Source organism: Bacillus sp. AK128 (assembly GCF_053903075.1).
The window spans coordinates 518,044-544,988 of record NZ_CP096379.1; the positions used below are offsets into that span (position 1 = coordinate 518,044).

Sequence of the window (26,945 nt, forward strand, 5' to 3'; positions counted from 1 at the left end):
AGGGACAAATCCCTGCCTTTTTCTCATACAACCAGCATAATGGAACCAGCCACAATCAACAAAACACCGACAATCTTTCGTGAAGTTATACTCTCGCTTAACAAGAAATAGGACAAAATCATGGTCCAAATATAAGTTATGGATGTTAATGGGAATACGATCGTATACGGAAGACTTCTTAATACAAGAATATTTAGGACGGCACCTATAAAGTAAAAGGTACCACCAACAAATAAATTTATGATAAATCTTCTATGGATACCAATCCCATCCTGTGTGGCTCTCTTAAAAAAGTACCCGCCAATCGCTCCAGCAAGGGTCATGATTAGTACAAGAATATACCAGCTAATCATCTCCACCTCCAATAAGAATAGCGCCAATAACAATTAACCCAATTCCTATTAACTGACTAAGCGTGATCGTTTCCTTTAAAAACCAGATTCCTAGAAAAAGGGCAAATATATATCCCGTACTTAATAGAGGATGAAGGACAGAGAGACTTCCAAAGCGAAACGCAATAATCATCAAGACAGCTCCAATGAAATAAAATATGAACCCTCCAATAAGAGATATGTTTAGTAACCCGGAGGATAACTTCCAAAGTAACTGCCCGATAGCTGTACTTATAGACGCACAAAGAATAAACAAAATACCTATTTTATTCTTTTCAATGGACCGAGCTAGTTTACTCATGCTTTTTCCTCTTTCTGACTGTAATGGACAAAAGGGAGTAAGATGGCAAGAAAAGTGATTAGCGAATTAGAATATAAATATCTAAAATCCTGTGCTGGTAATCCTAGGAAAACGGTACCTGTATTTAAAACAATCGGTAATATCGGTAAGGCGAACTTCCAATCTCTCTTAATAAAGGCTGCAAAAGTAAAGAATAAAATAATAAAAGAATAGATAGCAGGACGCCATATTACAGGTTTTAGTGTTGTATTTGAGATAGTTAAATAACGCTGTAAATTAGTTGTAAGTGCTTCATTTAAGACAATATTTTCAATATTATATTTGTTTCCATAATAAATATTTGTTACATAAGTGGAAGTATAACCTGGATCTTCAGGCTGAACAAACTGCCAGACTAACGAGGTTTGTTTTAAAAATGCTTCTATTGCTAGGTAAGGGTTTTGCTTACAAAGCTCCAGCCACATTCTAAAATATGTCGCGGTATCATTCATGATGACTTCACTATTATAATCAGGATCGAATTTAATGGGATCTGTTAAATAAGGATGATAGTTTTCAACCCATTTTTCAATCGGCAGAATTTGATTAAAGTATTCTTCCTGTTCATTTGTAACCACACCATATGTGATAATGTTTGCAATTTGTTGTGTTGGCATCCCAAGTGCCTCATTAGGATTAGAGGGTGTAACGTTTAGAACATCAAAAATAGGACCAGAGACAATATAATGTAACGATATCGTGATACTGGAAATAATCATTAATTGCTTCCATTGCATGCGGAAGCTGAATAATAAAACAATCATGACAACCACATATACGGGGAAACCGTTATGTCTAAAAAAGACCACTCCAAGTGAAGCAATAAGAGCAAGTAGGAGGTTGGGTGTAGTCGTAATCCATTTCCCTTTTGTGATCACTAAATTAAAAATAATCATAAAGAAGAAAAGGAGGAAAGCCGCATAGTATACATCTTTCCAGAGAGTAATTACATAAATACCATTGATTGGCCATAGTGCATAAAGGGCTGTAACTACCCAAAGGATTCTATTATTTATTCCAGCTAATTGGAATCTGTACAAGCTGTATCCAATCACGAACGAAATGGTGACTATTTGGGAAAGGCCGATTATAGCAGGTGTATCCCATATTTGAGTAAGTAATAACATATAAATAGTGTAGGCAAATGGATGCCAGTCATTATATACACCAGTGTTTATCTGATCCCAGTGAGAAAATGAATCAGGAGTCATCCCCCCTGGAAAAAAGGCAATCCAGTAAAGGAACCATACCATTGTAATAGGCAGGGCATAGTACACAATATGTAGTTTATTTACAGGTTTGTGTGCAGACCTGTTTATATTTGTTTTTAGAATTAAATAAAGAAGTTGATAGAGAATGACAAAAATTGAAAAGATAGCACCAATATAGGTGAAAATCTGAACAAAGTTAGAGTTATTTAATAAATGTGTTTGTTGGTTCTTTGTAGCCAAGAGAAACCATAAAGAAAGTAAAAGGATAAAAAATACTGAAGTTCTGTTTGTCCATTTACTTGATGAAAAATCCCCATTGTTCTTAAACATTGAATATATAAAGTACCATATCACAATAAGAGTTAAACCAATTAAAAGTAGCGAAACATTTCGAATTGGATAGTAAAAGAAAATTAATGAAAGACTGCTAGGGACAGCCAAGAAAAGGCTTGTCCAAGCAGTTATATTTATTCTATTCATTTAATTCCCTCCGGATTTTTTCCTGAAGGCGATTAATATCTAATTCATACTGTTTCTTATGAACAGAGCTAACAGTATCTAAAATAAGTCCACTAACAAACATAAGCATAGCTGAAATAATCAAGCCAACTGCAAGAATGGCAGAAGGAGTTCTGGTAATAAAGGATGTTTGAACGAATTCAACAATAACTGGGATCCCAACAGCTAATCCTAGAATAGTGAAAATAACCGACCATATTGAAAAGAATAAAAATGGTTTATATTCTTTAAATAAAGTAAAAATCATCTTTATAACCTTATACCCGTCAGAAAAGGTATTAAGCTTAGACTCACTGCCCTCAGGACGATCACGATAATCAATTGCTACTTCTTTCAACATTAATCGCTTATCCAATGCGTGAATACTCATCTCTGTTTCAATTTCAAAACCGGGACTCATAACAGGCATTGATTTAACGAACATTTTGTCAAACGCACGATACCCCGTCATAATATCCATGATATTGCTCTTATATAAGGAATTAATTAATCCTTTTACAAGATTGTTTCCTAAATTATGAAACGGTCGTTTGTTCTCCTGAAAATAGGTACCGTTTGAGAGACGGTCGCCAATCACCATATTTGCCTCACCATTTAGAACAGGCTCAATTAGCTGGTGAACGAATTCGGCTGGATAGGTGTCATCCCCATCTGCCATTATATAAATGTCTGCATCAATCTCTCGAAACATTGAGCGGACAACATTCCCTTTACCTTGACGAAGTTCTTTCCTAACTATTGCTCCATGTTCTCTTGCGACCTCAGAAGTTCGGTCCTTCGAATTATTATCATAAACATAAATAGTTGCTTCGGGTAATTCTCTTTTAAAATCATCAATCACTTTACCTATGGTGAGTTCCTCATTATAACAAGGCAGTAATACTGCGTATTTCATTTATTTTTCACTCCTCTAAACTTCCTATTCCCTATTATGGAAATAATTCCTATATATTATCACTTCACACACAAATTTTAAATTATCATATTTCAAATAGTATTGCTATAAGTATCTTGTTTCCTTTTATTGTTTCTAATCAATTCAACTCCGTCTAAATTGAAAAAAGCTGATTTCTCATAATGAGATATCAGCTGAAAAGTAAGGTTTATATAAAATAAAAAACCTCGGTTGGTAAGGTTAATAGTATCATCGCTGTTTATAGGTGTAACTAAGTAACTTTTGGAAATATATTATTGCAAAAAATGTGATAAAATAATGTTTAAATGCACTGTGTTTAATAGATTCCTACTAGCTAAAATTAATAAATTAAAAAGGAGAATTTTATAATGAGATCACTTATACTTACCTTAATTCTCCTCCTCGTAACTCCTGGAATAGTACCATCCCTACATGTTAAAGCATTGGAAACAATTGATAGATTAGATTTAAAAGTAGAGAATAATAAAATAGAAGATAACCAACTAATAGATGTGGATGACATATATGATCGACGAATTTTAATAAAACTTAAGAACCAAGTGGAGCTGGATTATAAAAAAATATCGCTTATAGAGATTAGCCTAAGTGAACGACTTAGAGAAAAAGGGTACCGAGTTGTCCAAGTTCCAAATCATCTTTCTTTTCTAACTAAGCTAGAAGAAATAAAGGCTCTTGAAGAGGTTGAATTTGCTGAACCGGAATATCTGAACGAAATCATGTACACACCTAAGGATCCCTATTACTCCCATCAATGGTATCTACCTAAGATTAACATGAGCCAAGCATGGGACCTTATGAAAGGAAGTTCAACAACTATAGTTGCCGTATTAGATACAGGAATAAATAGTTCCCATCCTGACTTGTCAGGTAGAATTCTACCTGGATATGACTTTGTAAATAAGGATTCTAATCCTTCTGATGATCACGGCCATGGAACCCATGTTGCTGGGATAATTGCTGCTAACGCTAATTCTATTGGTATCACAGGCATTGATTTTTCTGCAAAGATATTACCTGTAAAGGTTGCTAACCATGAAGGTCTCCTTTCCACTAGTAATATTATTGAAGGCATTTATTATGCAATTGACCAAGGCGCTCACATTATTAATATGAGCTACGGAAGTACAGCTAGAAGTGAGCTAGAAGAAAATGCCTTAAAGGAAGCCTATTCGAAAGGAATAACGCTTATTGCTGCGTCCGGTAATGACGGGAGTTCTACTATACATTTTCCTGCGGCATACCCCTATGTCATAAGTGTAGGAGCTACTGATAAATTAGGGAAGAGAGCAGGGTTTTCGAACTATGGAGAACTAATTGATCTTTCGAGCCCTGGAGTTGATATCGTTAGTACTAACTTCAAGGGTGGGTATGTAAGTGGAGAGGGGACTTCTTATTCTGCACCTATTGTAAGTGGAATTGCAGCCCTTCTCAAGGCTAAAAATCCAATGTGGGGACCCAATGAAATTACATGGGCTCTTCAAAAAGGAGCTTCGGCTGTAAGCAGGGAAGAGTGGAATGGTTCAACAGGATTTGGAATAGTAAATGCTTATCAGTCGTTATTGCTCACCGTACCTGATCGTTCTAACGACATCTCAGATGAAAAATCAGCTGCTCATGTGTTAGATAGAGGTAGTATTCAACAAGATAAAATTGATTTTCCATTCGATGTAGATTGGTTTAAATTAAATGTTGATAACGGATCTGAAGTCAGCATTGAACTAAGTGGATATCCTCTTGAAATGGATGCCGTTTTTGTTAATGAAGAAGGTGCGGTTATTCCCAATCACTTACTAACTTTATCCACAACTGGCTCAACTAAACTATTTACCTATTATACTGAAAGCCCTATTTATGTTGGTTTATTTGATAAATATGGCCACTGGTCAGAAAAACACTATAGCATCAAGTATCAAATGCCCTTGTCATTAAATCAAGGAATAAATCAAGGGGACCGCATGATTTCAGGTATAGCTGACCCTCATTCAGTTGTTTATATTAATAAGATAGGGGGGAACTCAGGTATACTGGGTTCAACCGTTGTGAACAATGATGGCACCTTTTCAGTGGTAATCCCACCACAAATGGCGGGCAATACAATTGAGGTTTACACGATCAATGATTTAGGTCATCAAAGTGATAAAAAGACTCTAATCGTAAAAAGTGCTAATGCTATTACCTTCAAAGATGTTACAGACTATAAGGATGAAATATCCTTTCTAGCAGGTTTAAACATTATTAAAGGATATCAAGATAGTACGTTTAAACCGACCCAACCTGTAAAAAGGCTTCAGGCTGTACAAATGATCCTTAGGGAAATGGGGTTAACTCAAGTAGAACCTACACTTCAGCCATCTTATTCTGATTTAAAACCTGGGGATTATGGATACAGAGAGGTTGCATTAGCAACAGAAATGGGATTTATACAAGGTAAAGATAATGGTTCATTTGATCCTTATGGATATTTAACAAGGGCTCAAATGGCCAAAATTTTATCAGTTGCCTATACCTTACCAAAACAAAAAGGTACAGTATCGACTTTTAGTGATACGCCAGGGGATTTTTGGGGTTTAGATTATATTAACAGTCTTCAGCATGCGGGCATTACGACAGGGTACGAGGATGGAACTTTTCGGCCAACTACAACTATATCTAGACAGCATTTTGTCTTATTTATGACTAGATATATAGATAACTCCCATAATTTAAATTAAAATGATTTGATGAAATTATAAAAAAGGTTTGTTACTTAAACAAGCAGGAATCTAAATATTTGATTCCTGTTTGTCTTTTTATGGATTAAGAGGTATTGATGTTAGCACCTAAGTCTACTAAAATATAAAGAGATTACTAGAGGAACCTTAAAATGTAGTAGAACTACTCTGCATTTTTTATCCTCTTTATACTAACGCACGCTTTAATTAGAAGTAAATGATTCATGGAAAGGGTGAGTATGATGAGAGTGATCCTATCTTTAGTCTTAGTTCTTACACTGAGCATGAATTTATCTCTTGGACGAACAGTCCTCGCTGACGAAAGTAATGAACAAAATGTGCCTTATTTAATGAAGGTTGAAGACTTTGAAGAACTACATAATTCAACAACTACCATTCAATCGGATAAGGTTAATTTATATGATAGAAAAGTCAGTGAGGAGCAGATTCCTACAACTACTATTCCTCTATCCTTTATAGATGTCCAATCTAATTTTTGGGCGTTTGATGAAATAGGTTTTCTTTCTTCCCAATTGATTATCAATGGATACGAAACTGAGGAGGGAATGAATGAATTTCGTCCTAATGCAAAGGTTTCACGTGCCCAAGCAGCTAAAATGATTGTGATTGCATTAGGGGAAGAGGAGCTTTTCGCTGAGAATCCAACATTTAGCGATGTTCCAAATGATCACTGGGCTAATGGTTGGATTGAGCAAGCGTTTCAGTTGAATATATTTACTGGTTATGAAGATGGTACTTTTAACCCTGATGGACAGTTAACTCGTGCACAAATGAGCAAGGTGCTGTCAAATGCCTTTGTTTTGGAACATAAAGCCGTATCAAGTGGAAGTTTTTTATTTACCGATGTTCAAGACCACTGGGCGAGTGAATATATTCAGAAACTTTATATGAACGGGATTTCAAACGGTAGTAATAATCGTTTTATGCCTGAATCTGACATAACAAGAGCACAATTTGCTGCATTTTTATCAAGAACTATTGATGACAAGTTTAAGCTTCCTATAGTAGGTGCAATAATCGTAAAAGGGAAAGTCATTGGAAATACAAACATAAATGTTAGAGCCACCCCTGAAGATAACGGTGCTTTCCTTGGAAGACTTTCTTTAGGAGAAGTAGTTAATATCTACGAATTAAATGGGTATTGGGCCAAGATACTATATAACAATAAAATAGGTTATATTCACAAGTCTTTTTTAAAACTGATAAATATAGATGGACAGTTATTAAAGGACAGAATTATTGTGTTAGATGCAGGTCATGGGGGAAAGGATCCAGGAGCCATAGCAAGTCAAGTGTATGAAAGAGATATTGTTCTGAATGTAACAAAGAAGCTCCAAGAAAAGCTTGTTGCAGCAGGCGCAAAAGTAGTCATGACCAGAACCGATAATACAACAACCCTCGCTCTTTGGGATCGGGTCGACTTTGCAAACAAGAATTATGCTGAATTGTTCATTAGTATTCATGCAAATGCTGCAACTCCAGTAGCAAAAGGTTCAGAGGTGTTTTTTGATTCCTCGATGAATGATAATGGTTACGAAAGCTCAAAGTTAGCTAGGACAGTTCAGAAACAAATTGTTACGAATGCAAGTATGAAAGACAGAGGAGTGAAAGACTCTGCTTTTTATGTGATTCGTAATCAAGATATTGTAAGTGTATTAGTTGAACTGGGTTTCATTACTAATGAAGAGGATGCAGCTAAACTTAAATCTGATAATTTTACTGAAATCTATGCTGAATCTATTTATAGAGGGATAGTGGATTACTACAACCAATAGGAGCGAACCATCGTGTTCGTTCTTTCTTTTTTTATAAGTAAATTAGCTTGTTGATGATTCCGAGGGAAGAATATTTATGGAACTCCAAGTATAGGTTTTATGGATTGGAAATATGATAAATGACTACACTGATAAATAGTGAGAATGAGAAAAGATTCTTTTAAATAAGACAGAAACAATAGTATAATAAAAAGGTTGACACATGATTCGATCTTTTTTTACATTTTTTTCTTGAAGGATTCACGGATTAAAAAATCATTTAAATAAGGTGTTTATATGAAAATCGGAATAATCGGTAATTACGGACATGATAATAATGGAGATGAAGCAATTTTAAGTGGTTTATTAAACCAACTTACTCATCAATTGTCAATTCCTAAAGAAGATATCATGATTTTTAGTAATAATCCAGAAAATACAAGAAGCAGACATCACATTAAAGCAGTCCAACTTTTACATAAAAAAGGGAGTATGATGAAGTCAATTATAGCTACCTTATCCTATCATTATCCGACGTTGAAAGAGCTTGATGTGCTCATCATTGGCGGCGGTGGTTTATTGATGGATATGTATAAAAGGGATGCGCCTTTATATAGTACTCTTGGAGTGATGGGTCATTATGCAGGGTGTAAAGTTGTCATTTATGGTGTAGGTGCGGGTCCCATTACTACTAAAGCAGGGCGCTTTTTTATAAAGCAACTAACAAAGGTTAGTGACTACGTGACAGTAAGAGATGAACCATCAAAAACCCTATTAAAAGAGATTGGTGTTTCAAAACAAATTAGTGTAATTGGTGACCCAGCTTTTTCACTTGAATCACCACCATACAGAGACTTATCTTCTACTATTAGTAAAATTGGTGTTACGGCTGTACCTTATTTTAGTCATGCTTATTGGCCAGAGGCTAATCCTACTAAATATCAAAACTACATAAAAGGAATGGCAAAGTCACTGGATGATGTAATAAACAAACATCATGTGAACATTACCTTTTTTTCAACCAAATATCCTCAGGATGTAGAAGTAACGAGAGACATATATGGTGAAATGGAAAATAAACAGGAAGTCATCATAATAGAAGATAATTTACACCCCAATGAGTTAGTCTCCCTTTGTGCTAAGCAGGATCTTATCATTGGAACAAGGCTACATTCGTTAATTTTAGCTGTTGTAGCAAAGACACCAATTATTGGAGTGGGGTATCATCAAAAGGTACACGATTTTATGGACACGATCAGCAAACTAGATCAGTATATTAAAATAGACGATTTTATCAATCAAAAACTTAATTTGTCCGATATGGTTGAAACAATGAAACAAGATTGGCTTCAACATCAAACAGAAGCAGAGCAGATATGCTCTAAAATGAAGAGTGAAACAGAAAAAGGTGTAAGAACATTGCAAATGATAGGTGAACGTAAATGAAAGCCAAGAAGGTTTTAGTTCTGAGCAATATGTATCCAAGTAAAGCAGCAAAAACATTTGGTATCTTTGTTAAGAATCAGGTGCAGGCCCTTGAGAAAAGAGGTCTCCTTGTAGATGTCATTGCTGTGAAGAATCCAAGTATGCAAAAAAAGAATGTTATTAAAAAGTATATAATATGGATAATTGAATCCTTTTTTAATTTATTAATAAAAGGTCGTACGTATGATATTATACATGTTCATTATGTTTTCCCGACGGGGTTAATTGGGCTTTTATATAAAAAACTCTATCGAAAAAGATTAATTGTTACAGCACATGGAGGAGATCTTGATCGAATGGCCAATAAGTCACCTTTTATTAAGAGGTTGACAACCCGTATACTAATAGAAGCAGATCATATTATTGCTGTTGGCCATGATTTATCGAGGAAGGTGCAAGAGGACTTTGGCATCGATGCAACAAAAGTCTCGATTATTAATATGGGAGTTAACCGCCAAGTATTTAAGGCAATAGATAAAGAACAAGCGAAACAGATTTGTCATATACCCGATCAGCAAAAGCCGATTTTATTTGTAGGGAACTTAATTGAGCAAAAGGGACTTCTCGAGCTTATACAGGCTTATAAAAGAGTGAAAAAGCTAGAGCCAAATGTGAGCTTGTATCTGTTAGGGCCTAAGAAAAATGAAGCATTTTATACTAGGATTCAACATGAAATCTCAGGAATGGATGACGCGTATATACTAGATGCAAAGTCACAAGCCGAAATAGCAAACTGGATGTCAGCCTCAGAAGTATTTGTACTACCATCTTATCTAGAAGGGTTCGGACTGGTTGCATTAGAGGCAATGTCTTGTCATACGCCAGTAGTTGGTAGTGAGGTCGGAGGCTTACGTTATCTTCTAGCTGATGGAGCAGGTGTATTGATTCAACCTAAAAATGTTGATTCATTATACGAAGGTTTATTAAAGGTTTTAAAAAATAAAGATTTAGGAAATCAATTAATAGAAGAGGGCGAGAAACGAGCACAATTAAATGATCAGGAACATTTGATTGAACGTGTGTTGCAAGTTTATTCTCCTACTGGAGGGTAGAAACAATGAGTAGGAAAGAAAGAAAAAAAGTGTTATTTATTGCTTCACTTGGAGGTCACTTAACACAGCTTTTGCAGTTAAAACCTTTATTTGAAGAATTTGATTATCATATTATTACTGAAAAATCAGTAATAACAAAAGAATTGAAAAAAGACTATGAGATTTCTTTTTTAGTGTATGGGGCTCGAAATTATTTGTTTCGATACTTTTTCAAATTCACTTGGAACACCATTTTGTCTTTCTATTATTTTATAAGAGAACGGCCAGATGTTGTTGTAACCACGGGTGCACATACTTCTGTTCCTATTTGTTATATAGCTAAGCTATTTGGGAAAAAGGTTGTTTTTATTGAAAGTTTCGCTAAAACGACAACTCCGACGATGTCGGGCAAAATTGTATATCCAATTGCTGACCTATTCATTGTCCAGTGGGAATCCATGAAGAAGCACTATCCTAAAGCGGTTTATGGAGGTTCAATCTATTGATATTTGTAGTATTAGGTACACACGAGCTACCATTCACAAGATTATTAAACCTAATAGAGGAACAAGTAAAATCAGGAAACATTCAAGATGAAGTAATTGTTCAAATTGGTCATACAAAATATGATTCTCCTTACTTTAAAAAGTTTCCATTCACGAGCTATGAAGAAATGGAAAAGTTATATAAGAAATCAGATTTAGTGATTACCCATGGTGGAACAGGTTCAATCACTACAGGCGTTAAAATGGGGAAAACTATGATTGCCGTGCCGAGGTTAATTAAGTATGGGGAGCACAATGATGACCATCAAATTGAGATTGTGAGCCAATTTGAGAAGGCTGGCCATATTTTATCTTTATATGAACATGAAAGATTAGAGAATGTATTAGAAAAAGCAAAGGTATTTGAACCAACGCCTTTTGTTAGTGGTAAGAAGGAAATTATTAATATCTTACGTGAATTCATACTAAATAAGAAGTAAAGGTGAAGGTAGTGAGTAAAAGAAACATCATTAAAATAATTGGGATTGTCACATTACTAAACCTTGCTTCTAGGCTTTTTGGTTTCGTTAGAGAAATGATTATTAGCTACCATTACGGAACTTCCTTTAAGGCGGACAGTGTTGTTATTGCTTTTACTATTCCTAATTTCATTTATATAGTTCTAGGCGGGGCCATAACCACCGCTTTTATTAGTATTTTTAATAAAATTGAAAATGAAAATGTAAAAAAACAATTTAAAGAATTAATCTTTACTTATTCTTTTGTTGGAACAGCTTTGTTAATGACAATTTTTATGCTTTTTTCAAATCAAGCAATTATACTTTTTTTCCCAGGATTAAGTCCTGATCAGCAATCACTTACTGCTAGTCTATTTTTGGTAATCATTCCATCTATCTTATTTCTGGTTATGTCCATGTTTTTATCTGGATTACAAAATGTAAATGGTCAATATTATAGGTCATCATTAGCTACTTTAGTCTTTAATCTACTTGTAGTAGTGATTGCTGTTTTACTTAACCCTTATCTGGATACCTTTTCATACAGTGTTGGGGGTGTAGTAGGTGCCTTTTTTATGTTTGGGATGCTTGTCTATTATGTGTGGAAAGAGCAACAACTACAATTTACTCTTCGCTGGAAAATTAAGCAACTGCATCTAGTTAAGCGTTTTCTAAAAGTTGGAATACCGATACTATTGGGTGGTGCCACCCTTCAGTTCTACTTTTTGGTTCATCGTATATTTGCGTCACAATTGGATGAAGGATTCGTTTCAGCTTTAAATTACTCTTCAAAACTTGTCCAACTTCCCCAGGTAATTCTCATGACAGCTGTAACAACGGTAATTTATCCTTTATTGGCGAAAAAAAATCCTAAAACAGAACTAGATGCTATTTCTTCCATTTATAGTAGAGGTATGAAGCAATTGTTCCTTTTCATTGTTCCAACCTCTGTATTTGCTTTTTTTTATGCTGAAGAAATCACCACGCTAATTTTTGAATATGGATCTTTTACCAAAGAATCAACGGTAATGACAGCAGGATTATTGAAAATATTTGTTATTGGAATGTTTGCCCATGCAGCAAACTTATTTGTAACAAGGTTTTTCTATGCAATGGAAAGATCCGTTTTTCCAGTTTTATCAGGGGTCATAGCAGTTTTCGGTGTGAATATACTTATCATTTTGTCATTTATGGATCTTCTCGGGGCTAGTGCTATTGCTTGGGGAACCACCATTAGTGCATTCTTCCAGCTATTACTTTTAGTAATGGCAGGAAACTATATGCTGGGTATGCCAGTTGTTACTAAAAGAGGGTTGGGGAAATATAGTGTTGTCCTTGGCATATTAGTGGTTGTTATGTATGGGTGGAGGAGTATCATTAGTTTACCCTTCGAATGGTTAGAACTAGTGGCAAGCTTCCTCGGATTAGGATGTATCACAATCATACTGTTTATTAAATTTAAGTTGGTCAACTTAGCAAGAGGTAAAAAAAATTAAGAATAGAAATTTATAATGAAATTCACTTTCTTACTGTACCCATGAAGGAAGTGAATTTTTTATTTTCACCCTCAAACTAATCAGATAAGGTCCGAATGGTATACTATGAGAATGTTTATATCCTCAAACGATACATCAAAATTCGACAATTTTTCATAAGGTAAAAATTTAATTATAAGTAAAAAAGTTGATAGAATGTTTTGAATTTTCCTATTTTACTTTTTAGCAAAATCTATGAAACTTTCTTTACGTTACATACGTCTAATGGTTGTAGCACAAGTGTTTAAGCCATTTTCTCTGATTGGTCAGAATTATTGGTCTATAAAATTTAATAAATTTATTGTTTCTTAGATTGTATATCTTATGCTATAATGCTCATTGTTGTGATGTTTATGTATTAGACATTATTTGAGGAAATTATTTAAAAAATGCAAGAATCTCATGAAAAAATCTAACTAAAAATGGTTACGCTAATCATATAAGGAGGGTCTATATGCTTTACTTGACCTTAATACTTTGTTTTATTGCATCCGTACTTGTCACTCCACTAGTGAAGAAGCTTGCATTTAAAATAGGAGCAACAGATCGTCCGAACCAAAGAAAAGTTCATCTGAAAATTATGCCGCGATTGGGTGGCCTAGCTATATATATAAGCTTTATTATTGGTATTATCATCCTAAAGCCTGGTAATGAACTATTCTTACCTATTTTGGTGGGAAGTATCATCATTATGATTACGGGGATTTTAGATGATATTTATGAGCTTTCTGCAAAAATTAAACTTGGTGGACAGCTAGCAGCTGCCCTAGTTGTTGTCTTAAGTGGACTTCAGGTGGAATATATTAACTTGCCATTCGATGCTCAATTACAATTTGGTTTCCTAAGTATTCCCTTGACCATCCTCTGGATTGTTGGGATCACCAATGCGATCAATTTAATTGATGGACTAGACGGGTTGGCAGCGGGTGTTTCTTCGATTGCGCTAATTACCATTAGCTTTATGGCAATTTTAAAGGGAGATGCTTTTGTTGCGGGAATGGGATTCATTTTATTAGGAAGCACGCTTGGTTTCCTAGTTTATAATTTCTTCCCAGCTAAAATCTTTATGGGTGATACTGGAGCCTTGTTTTTAGGCTATATGATATCAGTTCTATCGTTATTAGGATTTAAAAATGTAACAGCTATTTCCTTTATTATTCCGGTTATAATCCTAGGTGTACCAATCTCTGACACCTTGTTTGCGATCATTCGCAGAATAGTAAATAAGCAGCCTTTATCTGCTCCGGATAAATCGCATCTACATCATTGCTTATTACGATTTGGCTATAGTCATCGTCAAACAGTATTGATTATCTATGGAATGAGCGCAATATTTGGAGTTTCGGCTGTAATATTTACAAAAGGTACAATGTGGGTCTCATTTTTAGTAATAACGATTCTCCTTGTCGCAGTTGAGCTAATTGTTGAGAAATTTGGGTTGATTGGTAAAGAATACCGGCCAATTCTAAAAATGGTAAAAGATATTCGCTTTGCCTATGCTAAAAATCAAATAAAATAATAGCAAAAGGACTCCGATATTGGAGTCCTTTTGCTTCGTTTAATTCGAAAAAATTAATAATATAAAAAAACTAGGCTTTTGGGGCCTAGTTTTCTTTTGTAATGGATTTTTATGAAGGATCATTATTATCCACCTGAGAATTAGTTGCTTCACTCATTATTTCTAAATGGTTCTTAAGGTGATTAGAAGTATTTTGGACTGAATCTTCATTTAGACGATAGTAATATATTTTATTGATGTATTCATCTACACCTTCTAATTGAAGCGAGTTTATGGATAGACCGGCTGATGTTGTCGCATAATCATGGAAAGATAGCATTTCATTGAACGTCATATTTGTTTTCATATTTGTACCTACTGCATCAATTAGATCACCGTACTTCGTGATGGAGCCGACGGATACTGATTTTTTAATAATTGCCTCCATCACTAATTGCTGACGTTTTCCTCGTTCAATATCGCTGTCAATTTTCCGTGTACGAGCAAGTGCAAGTGCTTCTTCGCCATTTAAGGTCTGTACTCCTTTTTCCAAATGGATCGCACCATTCCGGTCTTGACTGTCCATTTCAGTGAATGTGATTGGAACATCGACGGTAATACCATCTAATGCTTCAACAACATCGATAAATGCATTAAAATTCAATTTAACATAATAGTTGATAGGTATATCAAATAATTCTTCAACCGTTTCAATCGTACCTTTTACTCCTCCGAAAACATGAGCATGATTGATTTTATCCATATCATCGTTAAAGGGAAAATGTACGTAAGAATCTCGAGGGATACTTACCAAGTTGACTGACTTTAATTTCTCGTTAAAAGTTGCTAGGATCAAAGCATCCGTTCTTACAGCATCACCAAAGTCTCTCACATCACTTTCATCAACACCCATGAATAATATGGAAATATTATCACTCTTTGGATTAACAATTTTAACTGCTTCTTCTCGGCCCTCGACTTCTTCAAAGGAACGATCTGCTGTTTCTTTCGCTTTAAAGTAGAGAAATGCTCCATAAGTGGACGCCGATAGTAGTAAAATCAGGATGGGGACTAAAAGATAATATTTTAGTTTCTTCCTTTTTGATCTCTTCACTTTCATAAAGTCCGATCTGTTATTATTATTCATTTAGTATGGCTCCTTAATTATCGCAGTTACTTTCTAAGTAGGTGGTTATACCTTCCGTAATATGAGCTTGACCATTTGTTAATTCAGTCATCCAGTTTAGGAATAGTTCGTTTTGACCCACCTCTACATAAGTTTCAATCTCAACATTTTCCAAGTAATGGATCTCTTTTAATAAGAAATTAGAGGAGTGAAGATGATTCTCAATTTTCCCAAGCCATGTATAATCAATCTTTGTATGAAACACACACATAAGCTTACGGTCAACCATTCCGACGTGATTTATTCCTTCAGATGTTGCTGAGCCGTAAGCACGGATTAGACCACCTGCACCAAGTTTGATCCCCCCGAAATACCTCGTTACAACTATAACTGTATCCTTTAGGTCCTTTTTCTTTAGGACTTCAAGCATCGGTACTCCAGCTGTACCACTTGGTTCACCGTCATCATTGGCCTTTTGTATTTGGTTGTTTTCACCGATTAAATAGGCTGAGCAATTATGGTTGGCATCTCGATGTTGTTTTTTTATTTTCTGGATGAATTCCTGTGCTTCTTCTTCTGTTGTGGCACGATCAACATAGCAAATGAATCGTGATTTTTGTATAGTAATTTCGTGTTCACCGTAGCCTTTTATTGTTTTATAGCTTAACAGCATAGCTTTACCCTCCCTATTTTCAGCGAGGTTCACCGATATAATAGTATTAAAAGATGATCGTCAAAAGAACATACTCTTTTCATTATAATTCGACAAGATTCATCGTTCAATTATTTAATTTTCCCTTTAGGACTTTTTTTATCAAATTACGGACATAAAAGAATCTGGTATTGCGAACTTTTTGTTATTGAATTGTAAATATTATTGGTGTTATGTAGAGCTTTTGTCCTATAATAGAAGCAAGAATAAATGGGTACGAAGTTGCTAGAAATAGAGTGATGGTTTTTGTACTGTTAAGTTGGAGGAATATATATGCCTGCGAAAAAAAAGCAAAAACTTGATGGTAAGATGCTTGATCAGATCTTAGAAAAAATGGTAGATACCGTTGAAGTTAGCAAAGATGAAATATTTCGAATTGGTGAGCAGTCTCGTCAGGAATTCGAGTCTCTTTCTAATGAGTTGAAAGAACTGAAGGCTCAGGTGCTTTTAATTATTGATGAAGGGGACAAGCTTGAGGTTCATACGAAACTTGCTAGGAAAAGGCTATCTGATGTTAGTAAGCACTTTAAGAACTTCTCAGAAGAAGAAATTCGGGAAGCGTATGAGAAAGCACATTCCTTGCAAATGGATCTCACTGTTGTTAGGCAAAAAGAAAAGCAACTCCGTGATCGACGTGATGAAATAGAAAGACGATTAGTAGGCTTAACAGAAACGATTGAAAGGGCGGAAGCGTTAGTCGGACAGATATCCGTAGTGCTCAATTATTTAGATAGTGATTTACGAGCATTTGGAGATTTGGTAGAAGATGCCAAGCAAAAACAAGATTATGGACTAAGAATCATCGAGGCCCAGGAAGAGGAACGTAGACGCCTGTCAAGAGAAATCCATGATGGGCCAGCACAAATGCTTGCAAATGTGATGATGCGCTCTGATTTAATAGAAAAGATCTATCGTGAGCGTAGTGGGGAAGAAGCCATTCAAGAAATTCGTAATTTACGTGTAATGGTCAGGAATGCGTTATATGAGGTAAGAAGAATTATATATGACCTTAGACCAATGGCGTTAGACGATTTAGGGTTAGTCCCAACTCTCAAAAAATATTTAGATACAATCGAAGACTATAATAAGAGTGCTTCCATTCGCTTTGTCCATCTTGGCATCGACAAACGACTTTCCTCAAAACTTGAAGTTGCTTTATTTCGATTAATTCAGGAATCTGTTCAAAATGCATGTAAGCACGCCGATGCTTCGGAAATTACCGTTAAACTAGAAATTCAACAAAAACAGATAACAGTTATGGTGAAAGATAATGGAAAAGGATTTAACATAGGAGAGAAAAAAGAGAAATCCTTTGGTTTAATTGGAATGAGAGAACGAATTGAGATCTTAGAAGGCCAACTCGTTATTAATACTGGTCCAAACAATGGGACGACCATCATGATGAAGATTCCATTAAATGCTTAGTGAATAGCTGTGGGAGGCGAAATTTTTTGAAGAAAACAGAAATTATCATAATTGATGATCACCAGTTATTCCGTGAAGGAGTAAAGAGAATATTAGACTTTGAAGCCAATTTTGAAGTCATTGCAGAAGGTGATGACGGTACACAGGCGGTAGGATTAGTAAAAGAATATCAGCCCGATGTTGTCATTATGGATATTAACATGCCAACTTTAAATGGGGTGGAAGCAACTGCGCAGTTAATTGGCCAGTTCCCGGATACAAAGGTTATTATCTTGTCGATTCACGATGATGAGAACTATGTGTCACATGCTTTAAAAACAGGAGCACAAGGCTATCTTTTAAAAGAGATGGATGCTGAGCAGTTAGTGGAAGCTGTTAAGGTAGTAGCGGACGGCGGATCTTACCTACACCCAAAAGTAACGCATAACTTGGTGAAGGAATATCGTCGTCTAGCTACTAGTAATACAGGGACGCTCAAGAAGGAAGTAGAAGTAAGAAGGCCGCTTCATTTATTAACTCGCCGTGAGTGTGAAGTGCTTCAGCTTCTAGCAGATGGGAAGAGTAACAGAAGTATTGGTGAGATCCTATTTATAAGTGAAAAAACTGTTAAGAATCATGTAAGTAATATCTTAACAAAGATGAATGTAAATGATCGAACTCAAGCTGTAGTTGTATCGATTAAAAATGGTTGGGTTGAGGTAAAATAAGTAGGAAGAGGATAATCAGGGATAAGCCTTGGTTATCCTTTTGTTTTTCTTAAATAATAATTTTAATGAGTGTTTTGAAGTTGATTTTTCATAGACAGCGATAAACATTGCTGTGGCAGAGATGTATGATAGATTTAATTAAACGTTTGTTTAAACTTCATATGAAAATTACTATTTCAAAATGACTGTCATATAAATATGATAAATATACCTATGCACATATGACAAATATCATGTTAATATAGTAGGTATGGAAAAACTTCTCAAATAAGGTAGGTAAACGAATGAAAACAGCCGTCGTGACGGATAGTACTTCCTATATCCCTAAGGAATTAAGAGAAAAATGGAATATACATATGCTCCCTTTGAATGTGGTTTTTGGTAATGAATCGTATCAGGAGGAAGTTGAAATCTCAACAGAGGATTTCTATGAAAAGGTTAGTCGTGGGGGAGAGCTACCAAAGACATCTCAACCTGCAATTGGTTTATGTGTGAAATTATATACTGAGTTATCAAGAGACTATGATGCTGTAATTAGCATTCATTTATCAAGCGGTATTAGTGGGACGTTTCAAGGAGCAATAGCTGCGGGTAATATGGTTGAAGATCTCAAGGTTTTTGCCTATGATTCAGAAATTAGTGCGATGCCACAAGGTTTTTATGTGCTAGAAGCAGCAAGACTTGCTGAAGAGGGCAAAGAGCCAGCGGAGATTATTGCAAGATTAGATGAAATGAAAAAATCGTTAAGAGCCTACTTTATGGTGGACGATCTTTCACATTTACAAAGAGGTGGCCGATTAAGCAGTGCCCAGGCTTTTGTAGGAAGCTTACTTCAGGTTAAGCCGGTTCTTCATTTTGAAGACAAAAAGATTGTACCATTTGAAAAAATTCGTACACGAAAGAAAGCATTAAAGAGGATTTTTGAATTAATTGGCGAAGATGCTAAGGATGGTCAGCCAATTCTAGCTACTTTGATACATGCAAATCGTGTAGAGGAAGCAAATGAGTTGAAGGCTGAGCTAGAGGCTAGCTATACAAATGTTGAAGTGATTGTCAGTCATTTTGGACCGGTCATTGGAACTCATCTTGGTGAGGGTGCTATTGGTTTAGGATGGTATAAGAAATAGAGGCTCCTTTTTTAGGGGCCTCCTTTACTATAAAGGAGGATCTATGTTATCCGTTGAAAGAAAGAAAGTTCCCTCGTCTCAAAGTTATCCTACTACTGTAAATTCCTCATTTTCCTTTTCTCCTGAACTTCAGAAACATCTTCAAGGAAGACGCCTACTTCTAAGTGAAATTCCCTTTTCGACTGAATTATTAGAAGAGCATTATGAACATGGTTATATTGAATACACAGATGGTGTAAGAAAAGAAAAAGGTTATTATTACTGTACTCGCTGTGGAAACCAAGATCTTTTTGCGAGCTTTCCTTGTGGATGGTGTGGGAAGACTTGTACTTATTGTCGAAAGTGTATTGCCATGGGGAGGGTTAGTGAATGTACGCAGTTGCTTATCTGGTCGGGACCGGTAAAAGAGTTTCAGTACTTGTCGCCTCTCGAATGGGAGGGGCAGCTTTCCAAGGGACAAGCTGAGGCTTCTGGTGAGTTGGTTAGGGCTGTTTCTAGTGATTCTGAGTTGATCGTTTGGGCTGTTTGTGGAGCTGGAAAAACTGAGGTGTTGTTTGAAGGGATTTCAAAAGCGCTGAGTGAAGGCAAGTATGTTTGTCTTGCAACTCCTAGGACAGATGTTGTCATAGAACTGGCTCCTCGAATCAAACAGGCTTTTCCACAAGTGGAGGTGAACTCTCTTTTTGGTGGAAGTTCTGATTCAAGAACTCTTGCTCCACTTTGTATAACAACCACTCACCAATTACTTCGTTTTGATCAAGCATTCGATTGTCTCGTTATTGATGAGATCGATGCCTTTCCTTTTTCCTTTGATCCCATGCTACAGCAGGCTGTTCAGCAGGCTCGAAAAGAAAATTCCTCTATTATTTATTTAACCGCAACCCCTGATTCAAAGTGGAAACAAAAAATTGAAAGAAAGCAAATTCCATCTGTAACGATTCCGGCTCGCTTTCATGGTCATCCTTTACCTGTTCCGGATTTTGTTTGGTGTGGGAATTGGAGGAAGGCTATTCAGAAGAAGAGAGTTCCTGCTGTCATAGAGAAATGGATAAAGTGTAAGTTGGAAGCAGGAAGACAGGCTTTTGTTTTCGTGCCTTCGATTGAGCTTCTTGAAGAGTTAATTCCGTTGGTAAAGAAATTCTCCCCATCAATTGAAGGAGTCCATTCAAAAGATCCTTTAAGAAAGGAAAAAGTTGCAAGCTTTCGTAATGGTGAAATTCCAATCCTTCTAACGACGACCATCCTTGAAAGAGGTGTGACGATTCCAAAGACAGATGTGGCAGTACTTGGTGCTGATGATGGAGTGTTTACAGAGAGTGCATTAGTGCAGATAGCGGGAAGAGTGGGGAGAAGTTCACTTGACCCTGGCGGAGAGGTTGTATATATTCATTTTGGTAAAACGGAATCGATGGTTGCAGCAAGAAAGCAAATAATTTCTATGAATAAAGAAGCGTTAGAAAGAGGGATGCTGAAGTGAGTCAATGTTTAGTTTGCCATACCTCAATAGCGACAGTGGGGTGGCGCAGTATTCTATTGCTAGAGCAACCCAAGCTTTGTAACAGATGTGATAAGGAACTGGAGAGGATAGAAAGGCCTATTTGTGAGGGTTGTGGGAGAATGGGGCAATTTGAAGAAATGTGCCCTGATTGTGTTCGTTGGAATAAGGATGTGTACTGGCGAGAGAATCCTGTTAAGAACCGGTCCATTTATCAGTATAACGAAGGAATGAAAGCAATCTTAAATCAGTTTAAGTTTAGAGGAGATTATGAGCTAGTTACTATTTTTGGTGCCGATTTGAAAAGGAAGTATAAGAGAGAGTATGCTTCTATAGATATTGTAAGCTATATACCATTAAGTTCAGAACGGTTAAATGAAAGAGGATTTAATCAGGCAGAAGCATTAGCTACATTGTTAGGCTGTGAAATTGAGGAGCTCTTAATAAAAAGAGATGACATTAAGCAAAGTAAGAAAAATCGAAAAGACCGTCTTTCTAGTGAGAATCCATTTATTTTCACTCCAGAGATAGATGTACGAGATAAGCAAATCCTCCTAATTGACGACATTTACACCACAGGTATAACCCTCAGGCATGCCGCAAAAGTATTAATCCAAAACGGTGCTTCCAAGATTTCCTCCTTAACACTCATCCGAAGCTAAAACATTCCAAAACTTTGCACTTTAAGTATGACGAACTTTGTCGATATAATAGATAACATAGAAAGCGAAAAAAGGAATGGTGTAATTATGGGAGAATTAGCAAATTGTCCTCAATGTGATAAGCTTTTTGTTTCAACTCCAGTTCAGGATGTATGTCCTGCATGCTATAAGGAAGAACAAGATTTATTTAATAAGGTATATGATTTTATCCGCAAGAAGGAAAACAGAACGGCTACCCTTGTTGAGGTTTCGGAAGCAACAGAAGTGGAAGAAACGTTAGTAATTAAATGGATTAGAATGGGGAAACTGAAACTTGCTCAATTTCCGAATCTTGGCTATCCTTGTGAAAAGTGTAAAACGATTATTCGACAGGGGCGAGTTTGTGACAGTTGTGCGAAGGGAATTCAAACTGATCTAAAAAAGCTTCAGGATGAGGAAGAAAGATTAAAAAGAGAGAAATCAGCTACTTTCTTAAGAAGATAAGAAAAAATTTACACTAAATATGTAAACTTTTTACCTTTTCATCCGATACTATAAGTATTAAACCCTTATCGGATTGAGAAGGAGTGCGTATTGTGAAAATAAATAACATTAATAATCTAAATGTTAACCCATATAAGAAAAATGTAGCCAAGTTACAAAATAGTGAAAAGTTAGCAACCAGAGCTGATAAAGTTGAGATATCAACAGCTGCAAAGGAAATGCAGGTCACTTCTAAAGTAGCAACTGAACGCCTAGACAAGGTTCAAGCGTTAAAACAACAGGTTGAAGCTGGTGTTTACCAGGTAGATGCGGAAGCAGTTGCTAAGAGTGTACTTCAATACTATTCTAGAAATTAATTAGGTTTTGGATTTTTCCATTCCTAATTTTTTAATGTAAAGGAGGTAAAGAGATCTCATGACTTCTGAAAAGTTAATTCACTGCTTAGAAAAAATACTAAAACTTCATGAAAGCTTATATAAGATTGCTTTGAATAAAACAGAGATCATTAAAAGTGGAGATGTTGACTCTCTTACCTCTGTTATTCAAAACGAAAATAAACATATAATGGCACTTAATCAATTAGAGGAAGAAAGAAAAACCTTTGTCCTAAAGTTGGCTAGTGGTCATCAATTTGAGGGTGAAGAGCCTACGTTGTCTGATGTGATTCCCTTGTGTGATTCTTCTAATCAACATGCACTACTTGAAATAAGACAGAAATTATCTCATCAACTTCATGAATTGAAAAGGGTAAATCAGTTGAACCAAGAGCTTATCTTTTCATCTCTACAATTTGTAAATTACTCCATTGATTTATTAATGCCTAGAAAAGAATCAATGAATTATCATAACTCAAATCAAAAAGGACAAGCTGGTCAAACTAGTCATGTGAAGCGTTCAATGTTTGACTCTAAAGCATAGAAACGGGGGATATCAAATGGTTTCAACATTTCATGGCTTAGAAACTGCTAGAAGAGGAATGACAACACAGCAGCAAGCCTTATATGTGACGGGGCATAACATTTCAAATGCGAATACACCTGGATATTCACGTCAGCGTGTAAACTTTGAACAAACTGAATCATATCCGGCACCTTCTACAAATAGTCCTATGATTCCGGGACAAATTGGAACTGGGGTAAAAGCTGGATCGATTCAGAGAGTGCGGGACCAATTTCTTGATTCTCAATATCGTTCAGAAAATAATAAACTAGGATATTGGGATAATCGAAGTAATGGAATTCAACAAATGGAAGATATCTTAAACGAGCCTTCAGAGGACGGATTAGCTGCAACACTTGACCGTTTTTGGTCATCACTTCAAGATCTTGCAGTTCAGCCTGAAGATTCCGGGGCACGTTCGGTTGTTAGACAGAGAGCCATTTCTGTAACAGAAACATTTCAATATTATCATAATTCATTAGATACGATTCGTAAGGATCTACAAAAAGAAATAGGTACATCAGAGGATGAAGTTAATACATTACTTCGTCAAATTAATGGAATAAATAAGCAAATTGGGCAGATTGAACCACATGGTTATCTTCCCAATGATTTATATGATGAACGTGATAGATTAGTAGACCAACTTTCACAACTAGTGAATGTTCGCATGGAGAAGGTTCCAAGTGGAGGGATGGCTAATGGGCTTGCTGAAGGGAAGCTTAATATTTATTTAGCAGACCCTCAAGGTGGCCTAGCTAATGGTCCTGTAAAGCTTGTTGATGGTCAAGCCTATACTAATCTTTCTATTAAAGCAAATTACCAGGATCCTACTGTGTCCGATAGCCCGGTCAGCTCTATAAGCTTTTTAGATGAAGCAGGAGATACTGTTCATTCATATAGTGCATCGGAATTCGTAAATAAAACTTCAGGAATTAACGGTAAAATAAATGCATTAGTTGAAATGTATGGCTATCAGAATGGGGCATTTGTAAAGGGGGAGTACCCTGAAATGCTAGATAGTTTAGATAAGATGGCTTATACATTTGCAGTGGCTTTTAATGCTCAACATGCAGCGGGAGAAAGTCTTAAAGAAATCTCTAATCCTGGCACGTTAGATAACTTTGGTTTTTTCACTTTAACAATTCCTGGTGCTCCAGCAAATGATTGGCAAGGTGCTTCTAAAACCATAGCTGTTTCAAATGAGATTCAATCAGATACTGACTTTATCGCAGCCTCTTTTGATGGTAATGCTGGTGATGGTACAAATGCCTATAAACTTGCTGAAGTAAAAGATTTGCCACTAAGTTACACTAATCCTTCGACTACTGGTGGAGAAACGAAATCTCTTCAAGGTTTTTATCAAGAGATCATTGGTCGAATGGGTGTAAATGGTATTGAATCAAACAGAATGAAAAATAACGCTACTACACTTAGAGATACGGTTCAATATAATCGTGATTCTGTAAGTAATGTTTCCTTGGATGAAGAAATGACAAATATGATTAAGTTCCAGCATGCCTATAATGCGGCAGCAAGAAATATAACAGCTGTTGATGAAATACTTGATAAAATTATTAACGGCATGGGTCTTGTCGGAAGGTAGGGTGAATTAAAATGCGTGTAACTCAAAATATGCTAGCAAATACTAATCTTCGCTATATTAGTCAAGGGTATGAAAAGCTAGGTAAAATACAGGAACAGTTGGTATCCGGCAAAAAGATTAATCGTCCTTCCGATGACCCGGTAGTTGCGATGAAGGGGATGAGATACCGCTCAGAAGTAGCAGAGGTCGAACAATTCCAACGGAACCTAAGTGAAGTTTATAACTGGATGGAGAATTCGGATACGACACTTGATAAGGTTACTCTATCGATGCAAAGAATTCGTGAATTAACAGTTCAAGCTTCAAATGACACGTATGAAAAGACTCAACGTGAGAGTATTGCATCTGAAATTAAGCAGGTGTTAGAGCATATTGAAGGATTGGCTAATACGAAGGTTAATAATAAGTTTCTTTTTAATGGTACGAATACAACGAATAAGCCAGTAGATTTAACTAAATTTGATCTACCAGTTTCAGAACTAGTAGCTGACCCTTCAAAACATAATATAATGTTTACAAAAGTGAATGGAGAAGAAGTCCATTTTTCATATGATTCCACCAATGGAACAGATTTAGTTTACAAGAATGGGACAGAAACAATTACCGTAACAGATGCTAATCAAGTTAAATATAATAATGGAACTACAGGTTTTTCAGATATCACACTAAATTCTGAACAATACGTTATCAATCATAATAATGGAGTAGCTATAAATAATAATACTGTCCAAGTCGAGGTTATGAAAGGTATTAAGTTAGGTGTAAATGTTAACCCAAGTCGAGTTTTTTCCACAGGATTATTTAAAGATGTTACTGACTTGATAAACGAACTTAAAACGGCCAATAATGGTGAAAGTATTGATGATTATTTAACAAAGCTTGATAACCGTATAGAAGGTATTGTTCGCGAACGTTCTGAATTAGGTGCTCGTTTTAACCGTGCAGAGATGATCGAGGAACGCGTGGACGAACACGAGGTAATTGCAAAGAAAATTATGTCTGATAATGAAGACATTGATACAGAGAGGGTAATTATAAACCTAACACAGCAGGAAACAGTCCACCGTGCAGCATTGGCAGCTGGAGCTAGAATCATACAACCTAGTCTAATGGACTTCCTACGTTAAAAGCTATCTATAGATGGCTTTTTTCTTTACATAGTTTGAAAGGAGAATCGTATGAACATTCCGTCGCTCCGGTATCACATAAATAATGCTCAGATTGGAATGAACCACTCGAGGCCAAATACTGAAATTCGTCAACGTGAGGCAGATTTAAGAATAGATGTAAAGGAAGGTAACTTTCAAATCAAAACTACACCTGGTCAACTTGAAATCGATCAGTCTCAGGCTTTTAAAGATGTAGGAATTATGGACGTGTTTGAAAGAACCGAGCAATTTGTTTCTAAAGCAAAGGGACAATGGTATGAAGGTGTAGCGAGGATTGCGCGAGAGGGAAATCAAATGATGAAAATTGAAAATGGAGGAAATGCGATACCGAGAATAGCTAAACAGAATTCTCAACCAAATATAAAACAGGCTGGATTGGGGTATCTTCCTTCTTCACATTTTGCGGTTAAAATCAATATTGAACCAACTAAGGTAGATATAAATATTGAACCAAATAAAGTTCAAATAGATTCCAAAACGAATCCGCCTCAGTTTAAATATAATCGTTGGGAGATTGATACTTATTTAAAGCAAGAGCCGTTTATTGATATTGAATATATTGGGAATCATATAGATAAGAAATATTAGAAGAGTGGTGAGTCAGTATGAAGCTTCAAACAAAATATCATGGTGAAATTGAAGTAGAGGATAATTCATTTATCCAATTTGAAACTGGAATTCCCGGATTCTTAGAAGAAAAAAAGTTTATAATCTTACAACTTAAGGATATGGGTGCTTTCTCAATCTTACAATCCGTAGAAACACCGGACTTAGGATTTCTAATTGCAAACCCATTTTTGTTTTTTCCTGACTATGAATTCGAATTAATTGATTCGACAAAAGAGCAACTCCAAATTGAGAATAGGGATGAAGTTGAAGTTTATTCAATACTAACTTTAAAAGAGCCATTTGAAGACACAACGGCTAACTTGCAAGCCCCTATTGTCATAAATAATAATAGGCACTTGGGAAAACAGGTAGTCTTGGCCCATAAAGAGTACCATACCAAACACTTAATTGCACAAAAATCCCTCAAGGTAGGTCAGGAGGGCTAGAT

Annotated in this window: 26 protein-coding genes; 20 read left to right on the forward strand and 6 right to left on the reverse strand. The window is 35.9% G+C overall.

What is annotated here, in order from left to right:
• Positions 1–23: 23 nt before the first annotated feature.
• The 4 genes from M1D60_RS02250 to M1D60_RS02265 are packed head-to-tail and all read right to left on the reverse strand — an operon-like array spanning position 24 to position 3,357.
• Positions 24–353 carry an EamA family transporter gene (locus tag M1D60_RS02250; protein WP_456277603.1) on the reverse strand — a complete coding sequence of 110 codons (330 nt, stop codon included), beginning with the start codon at positions 351–353 and terminating at the stop codon, positions 24–26.
• Positions 346–693: an EamA family transporter gene (locus tag M1D60_RS02255; RefSeq protein ID WP_456277604.1), complete on the reverse strand. Its 348-nt coding sequence runs from the start codon at positions 691–693 to the stop codon at positions 346–348. The genes M1D60_RS02250 and M1D60_RS02255 overlap by 8 nt, the downstream gene beginning before the upstream one ends.
• Positions 690–2,423: a DUF6020 family protein gene (locus M1D60_RS02260; RefSeq protein ID WP_456277605.1), complete on the reverse strand. Its 1,734-nt coding sequence runs from the start codon at positions 2,421–2,423 to the stop codon at positions 690–692. The genes M1D60_RS02255 and M1D60_RS02260 overlap by 4 nt, the downstream gene beginning before the upstream one ends.
• The gene (locus tag M1D60_RS02265) at positions 2,416–3,357 is read right to left on the reverse strand and encodes a glycosyltransferase family 2 protein (RefSeq protein ID WP_456277606.1); all 942 of its coding nucleotides are present in this window, start codon (positions 3,355–3,357) and stop codon (positions 2,416–2,418) included. The genes M1D60_RS02260 and M1D60_RS02265 overlap by 8 nt, the downstream gene beginning before the upstream one ends.
• 389 nt (positions 3,358–3,746) lie before the next feature.
• Here M1D60_RS02265 and M1D60_RS02270 point away from each other — a divergent pair, with 389 nt between their 5' ends.
• The 8 genes from M1D60_RS02270 (at position 3,747) to M1D60_RS02305 (ending at position 14,458) form a co-directional block, all read left to right on the forward strand.
• Positions 3,747–6,110 carry a S8 family serine peptidase gene (locus M1D60_RS02270; RefSeq protein ID WP_456277608.1) on the forward strand — a complete coding sequence of 788 codons (2,364 nt, stop codon included), beginning with the start codon at positions 3,747–3,749 and terminating at the stop codon, positions 6,108–6,110.
• 224 nt (positions 6,111–6,334) lie between these two features.
• Positions 6,335–7,906, forward strand: a complete 1,572-nt coding sequence (locus tag M1D60_RS02275) for an N-acetylmuramoyl-L-alanine amidase (RefSeq protein WP_456277610.1) — start codon at positions 6,335–6,337, stop codon at positions 7,904–7,906.
• 276 nt (positions 7,907–8,182) lie between these two features.
• Positions 8,183–9,331, forward strand: a complete 1,149-nt coding sequence (locus M1D60_RS02280; RefSeq protein WP_456277611.1) for a polysaccharide pyruvyl transferase family protein — start codon at positions 8,183–8,185, stop codon at positions 9,329–9,331.
• Entirely contained in the window at positions 9,328–10,422 is a 1,095-nt protein-coding gene (locus M1D60_RS02285; RefSeq protein WP_456277612.1) for a glycosyltransferase, read from the forward strand. Before M1D60_RS02280 ends, M1D60_RS02285 begins: the two co-directional genes overlap by 4 nt.
• Before the next feature lie 5 nt (positions 10,423–10,427).
• Positions 10,428–10,907, forward strand: coding sequence for a PssD/Cps14F family polysaccharide biosynthesis glycosyltransferase (pssD, locus tag M1D60_RS02290; protein WP_456277613.1), 480 nt, complete (start codon positions 10,428–10,430; stop codon positions 10,905–10,907).
• A complete protein-coding gene (gene pssE / locus M1D60_RS02295; RefSeq protein ID WP_456277614.1) occupies positions 10,904–11,386 on the forward strand; it encodes a PssE/Cps14G family polysaccharide biosynthesis glycosyltransferase in 483 nt (160 codons plus the stop codon). The genes pssD and pssE overlap by 4 nt, the downstream gene beginning before the upstream one ends.
• An 11-nt stretch (positions 11,387–11,397) precedes the next feature.
• Positions 11,398–12,900 (forward strand): murein biosynthesis integral membrane protein MurJ, encoded by a 1,503-nt coding sequence (gene murJ, locus M1D60_RS02300; protein ID WP_456277615.1) that lies wholly within the window; start codon positions 11,398–11,400, stop codon positions 12,898–12,900.
• A gap of 493 nt (positions 12,901–13,393) precedes the next feature.
• Entirely contained in the window at positions 13,394–14,458 is a 1,065-nt protein-coding gene (locus M1D60_RS02305) for a glycosyltransferase family 4 protein (RefSeq protein ID WP_456277616.1), read from the forward strand.
• Positions 14,459–14,567: 109 nt separating this feature from the next.
• Here the strand turns inward: M1D60_RS02305 and M1D60_RS02310 are convergent, their stop codons facing one another.
• Together M1D60_RS02310 and M1D60_RS02315 are read right to left on the reverse strand one after the other, a co-directional pair.
• Complete coding sequence (locus tag M1D60_RS02310) at positions 14,568–15,584, reverse strand: LCP family protein (RefSeq protein ID WP_456277617.1); 1,017 nt, start codon at positions 15,582–15,584, stop codon at positions 14,568–14,570.
• A 13-nt stretch (positions 15,585–15,597) separates the two neighbouring features.
• On the reverse strand, positions 15,598–16,236 hold the full coding sequence (locus tag M1D60_RS02315; RefSeq protein ID WP_456277618.1) for a YigZ family protein: 639 nt from the start codon (positions 16,234–16,236) through the stop codon (positions 15,598–15,600).
• Between the two features lie 312 nt (positions 16,237–16,548).
• On the opposite strand from M1D60_RS02315, the gene M1D60_RS02320 reads away from it, so the two are divergent.
• The 12 genes from M1D60_RS02320 to fliW all read left to right on the forward strand — a co-directional run bounded on the left by M1D60_RS02320 (position 16,549) and on the right by fliW (position 26,943).
• Entirely contained in the window at positions 16,549–17,700 is a 1,152-nt protein-coding gene (locus tag M1D60_RS02320) for a sensor histidine kinase (RefSeq protein WP_456277619.1), read from the forward strand.
• A 26-nt stretch (positions 17,701–17,726) separates the two neighbouring features.
• Positions 17,727–18,407, forward strand: a complete 681-nt coding sequence (locus M1D60_RS02325) for a response regulator (RefSeq protein WP_456277620.1) — start codon at positions 17,727–17,729, stop codon at positions 18,405–18,407.
• Between the two features lie 284 nt (positions 18,408–18,691).
• Complete coding sequence (locus M1D60_RS02330; RefSeq protein ID WP_456277621.1) at positions 18,692–19,534, forward strand: DegV family protein; 843 nt, start codon at positions 18,692–18,694, stop codon at positions 19,532–19,534.
• A gap of 43 nt (positions 19,535–19,577) precedes the next feature.
• A complete protein-coding gene (locus tag M1D60_RS02335) occupies positions 19,578–21,011 on the forward strand; it encodes a DEAD/DEAH box helicase (RefSeq protein ID WP_456277622.1) in 1,434 nt (477 codons plus the stop codon).
• A 140-nt stretch (positions 21,012–21,151) separates the two neighbouring features.
• The gene (locus tag M1D60_RS02340; RefSeq protein ID WP_456277623.1) at positions 21,152–21,691 is read left to right on the forward strand and encodes a ComF family protein; all 540 of its coding nucleotides are present in this window, start codon (positions 21,152–21,154) and stop codon (positions 21,689–21,691) included.
• 87 nt (positions 21,692–21,778) lie between these two features.
• Positions 21,779–22,174 (forward strand): TIGR03826 family flagellar region protein, encoded by a 396-nt coding sequence (locus M1D60_RS02345; protein ID WP_456277624.1) that lies wholly within the window; start codon positions 21,779–21,781, stop codon positions 22,172–22,174.
• 92 nt (positions 22,175–22,266) lie between these two features.
• On the forward strand, positions 22,267–22,530 hold the full coding sequence (gene flgM, locus M1D60_RS02350; protein WP_456277625.1) for a flagellar biosynthesis anti-sigma factor FlgM: 264 nt from the start codon (positions 22,267–22,269) through the stop codon (positions 22,528–22,530).
• A gap of 58 nt (positions 22,531–22,588) precedes the next feature.
• Positions 22,589–23,092, forward strand: coding sequence for a flagellar protein FlgN (locus M1D60_RS02355; RefSeq protein ID WP_456277626.1), 504 nt, complete (start codon positions 22,589–22,591; stop codon positions 23,090–23,092).
• A 16-nt stretch (positions 23,093–23,108) separates the two neighbouring features.
• Complete coding sequence (gene flgK / locus M1D60_RS02360; protein ID WP_456277627.1) at positions 23,109–24,719, forward strand: flagellar hook-associated protein FlgK; 1,611 nt, start codon at positions 23,109–23,111, stop codon at positions 24,717–24,719.
• A gap of 11 nt (positions 24,720–24,730) precedes the next feature.
• Positions 24,731–25,846 (forward strand): flagellar hook-associated protein FlgL, encoded by a 1,116-nt coding sequence (gene flgL / locus M1D60_RS02365; RefSeq protein ID WP_456277628.1) that lies wholly within the window; start codon positions 24,731–24,733, stop codon positions 25,844–25,846.
• A 51-nt stretch (positions 25,847–25,897) separates the two neighbouring features.
• Positions 25,898–26,476 carry a DUF6470 family protein gene (locus M1D60_RS02370; protein WP_456277629.1) on the forward strand — a complete coding sequence of 193 codons (579 nt, stop codon included), beginning with the start codon at positions 25,898–25,900 and terminating at the stop codon, positions 26,474–26,476.
• Positions 26,477–26,493: 17 nt separating this feature from the next.
• On the forward strand, positions 26,494–26,943 hold the full coding sequence (gene fliW, locus M1D60_RS02375) for a flagellar assembly protein FliW (RefSeq protein WP_456277630.1): 450 nt from the start codon (positions 26,494–26,496) through the stop codon (positions 26,941–26,943).
• Positions 26,944–26,945: the final 2 nt, after the last annotated feature.

Bases quoted from the DNA above. Each gene is read 5' to 3' on its own strand.
- M1D60_RS02250 (WP_456277603.1), bottom strand. From the start codon at position 353: ATGATTAGCTGGTATATTCTTGTACTAATCATGACCCTTGCTGGAGCG.
- M1D60_RS02255 (WP_456277604.1), bottom strand. From the start codon at position 693: ATGAGTAAACTAGCTCGGTCCATTGAAAAGAATAAAATAGGTATTTTG.
- M1D60_RS02260 (WP_456277605.1), bottom strand. From the start codon at position 2,423: ATGAATAGAATAAATATAACTGCTTGGACAAGCCTTTTCTTGGCTGTC.
- M1D60_RS02265 (WP_456277606.1), bottom strand. From the start codon at position 3,357: ATGAAATACGCAGTATTACTGCCTTGTTATAATGAGGAACTCACCATA.
- M1D60_RS02270 (WP_456277608.1), top strand. From the start codon at position 3,747: ATGAGATCACTTATACTTACCTTAATTCTCCTCCTCGTAACTCCTGGA.
- M1D60_RS02275 (WP_456277610.1), top strand. From the start codon at position 6,335: ATGGAAAGGGTGAGTATGATGAGAGTGATCCTATCTTTAGTCTTAGTT.
- M1D60_RS02280 (WP_456277611.1), top strand. From the start codon at position 8,183: ATGAAAATCGGAATAATCGGTAATTACGGACATGATAATAATGGAGAT.
- M1D60_RS02285 (WP_456277612.1), top strand. From the start codon at position 9,328: ATGAAAGCCAAGAAGGTTTTAGTTCTGAGCAATATGTATCCAAGTAAA.
- pssD (WP_456277613.1), top strand. From the start codon at position 10,428: ATGAGTAGGAAAGAAAGAAAAAAAGTGTTATTTATTGCTTCACTTGGA.
- M1D60_RS02305 (WP_456277616.1), top strand. From the start codon at position 13,394: ATGCTTTACTTGACCTTAATACTTTGTTTTATTGCATCCGTACTTGTC.
- M1D60_RS02310 (WP_456277617.1), bottom strand. From the start codon at position 15,584: ATGAATAATAATAACAGATCGGACTTTATGAAAGTGAAGAGATCAAAA.
- M1D60_RS02315 (WP_456277618.1), bottom strand. From the start codon at position 16,236: ATGCTGTTAAGCTATAAAACAATAAAAGGCTACGGTGAACACGAAATT.
- M1D60_RS02320 (WP_456277619.1), top strand. From the start codon at position 16,549: ATGCCTGCGAAAAAAAAGCAAAAACTTGATGGTAAGATGCTTGATCAG.
- M1D60_RS02330 (WP_456277621.1), top strand. From the start codon at position 18,692: ATGAAAACAGCCGTCGTGACGGATAGTACTTCCTATATCCCTAAGGAA.
- M1D60_RS02335 (WP_456277622.1), top strand. From the start codon at position 19,578: ATGTTATCCGTTGAAAGAAAGAAAGTTCCCTCGTCTCAAAGTTATCCT.
- M1D60_RS02340 (WP_456277623.1), top strand. From the start codon at position 21,152: ATGGGGCAATTTGAAGAAATGTGCCCTGATTGTGTTCGTTGGAATAAG.
- M1D60_RS02345 (WP_456277624.1), top strand. From the start codon at position 21,779: ATGGGAGAATTAGCAAATTGTCCTCAATGTGATAAGCTTTTTGTTTCA.
- M1D60_RS02355 (WP_456277626.1), top strand. From the start codon at position 22,589: ATGACTTCTGAAAAGTTAATTCACTGCTTAGAAAAAATACTAAAACTT.
- flgK (WP_456277627.1), top strand. From the start codon at position 23,109: ATGGTTTCAACATTTCATGGCTTAGAAACTGCTAGAAGAGGAATGACA.
- flgL (WP_456277628.1), top strand. From the start codon at position 24,731: ATGCGTGTAACTCAAAATATGCTAGCAAATACTAATCTTCGCTATATT.
- M1D60_RS02370 (WP_456277629.1), top strand. From the start codon at position 25,898: ATGAACATTCCGTCGCTCCGGTATCACATAAATAATGCTCAGATTGGA.
- fliW (WP_456277630.1), top strand. From the start codon at position 26,494: ATGAAGCTTCAAACAAAATATCATGGTGAAATTGAAGTAGAGGATAAT.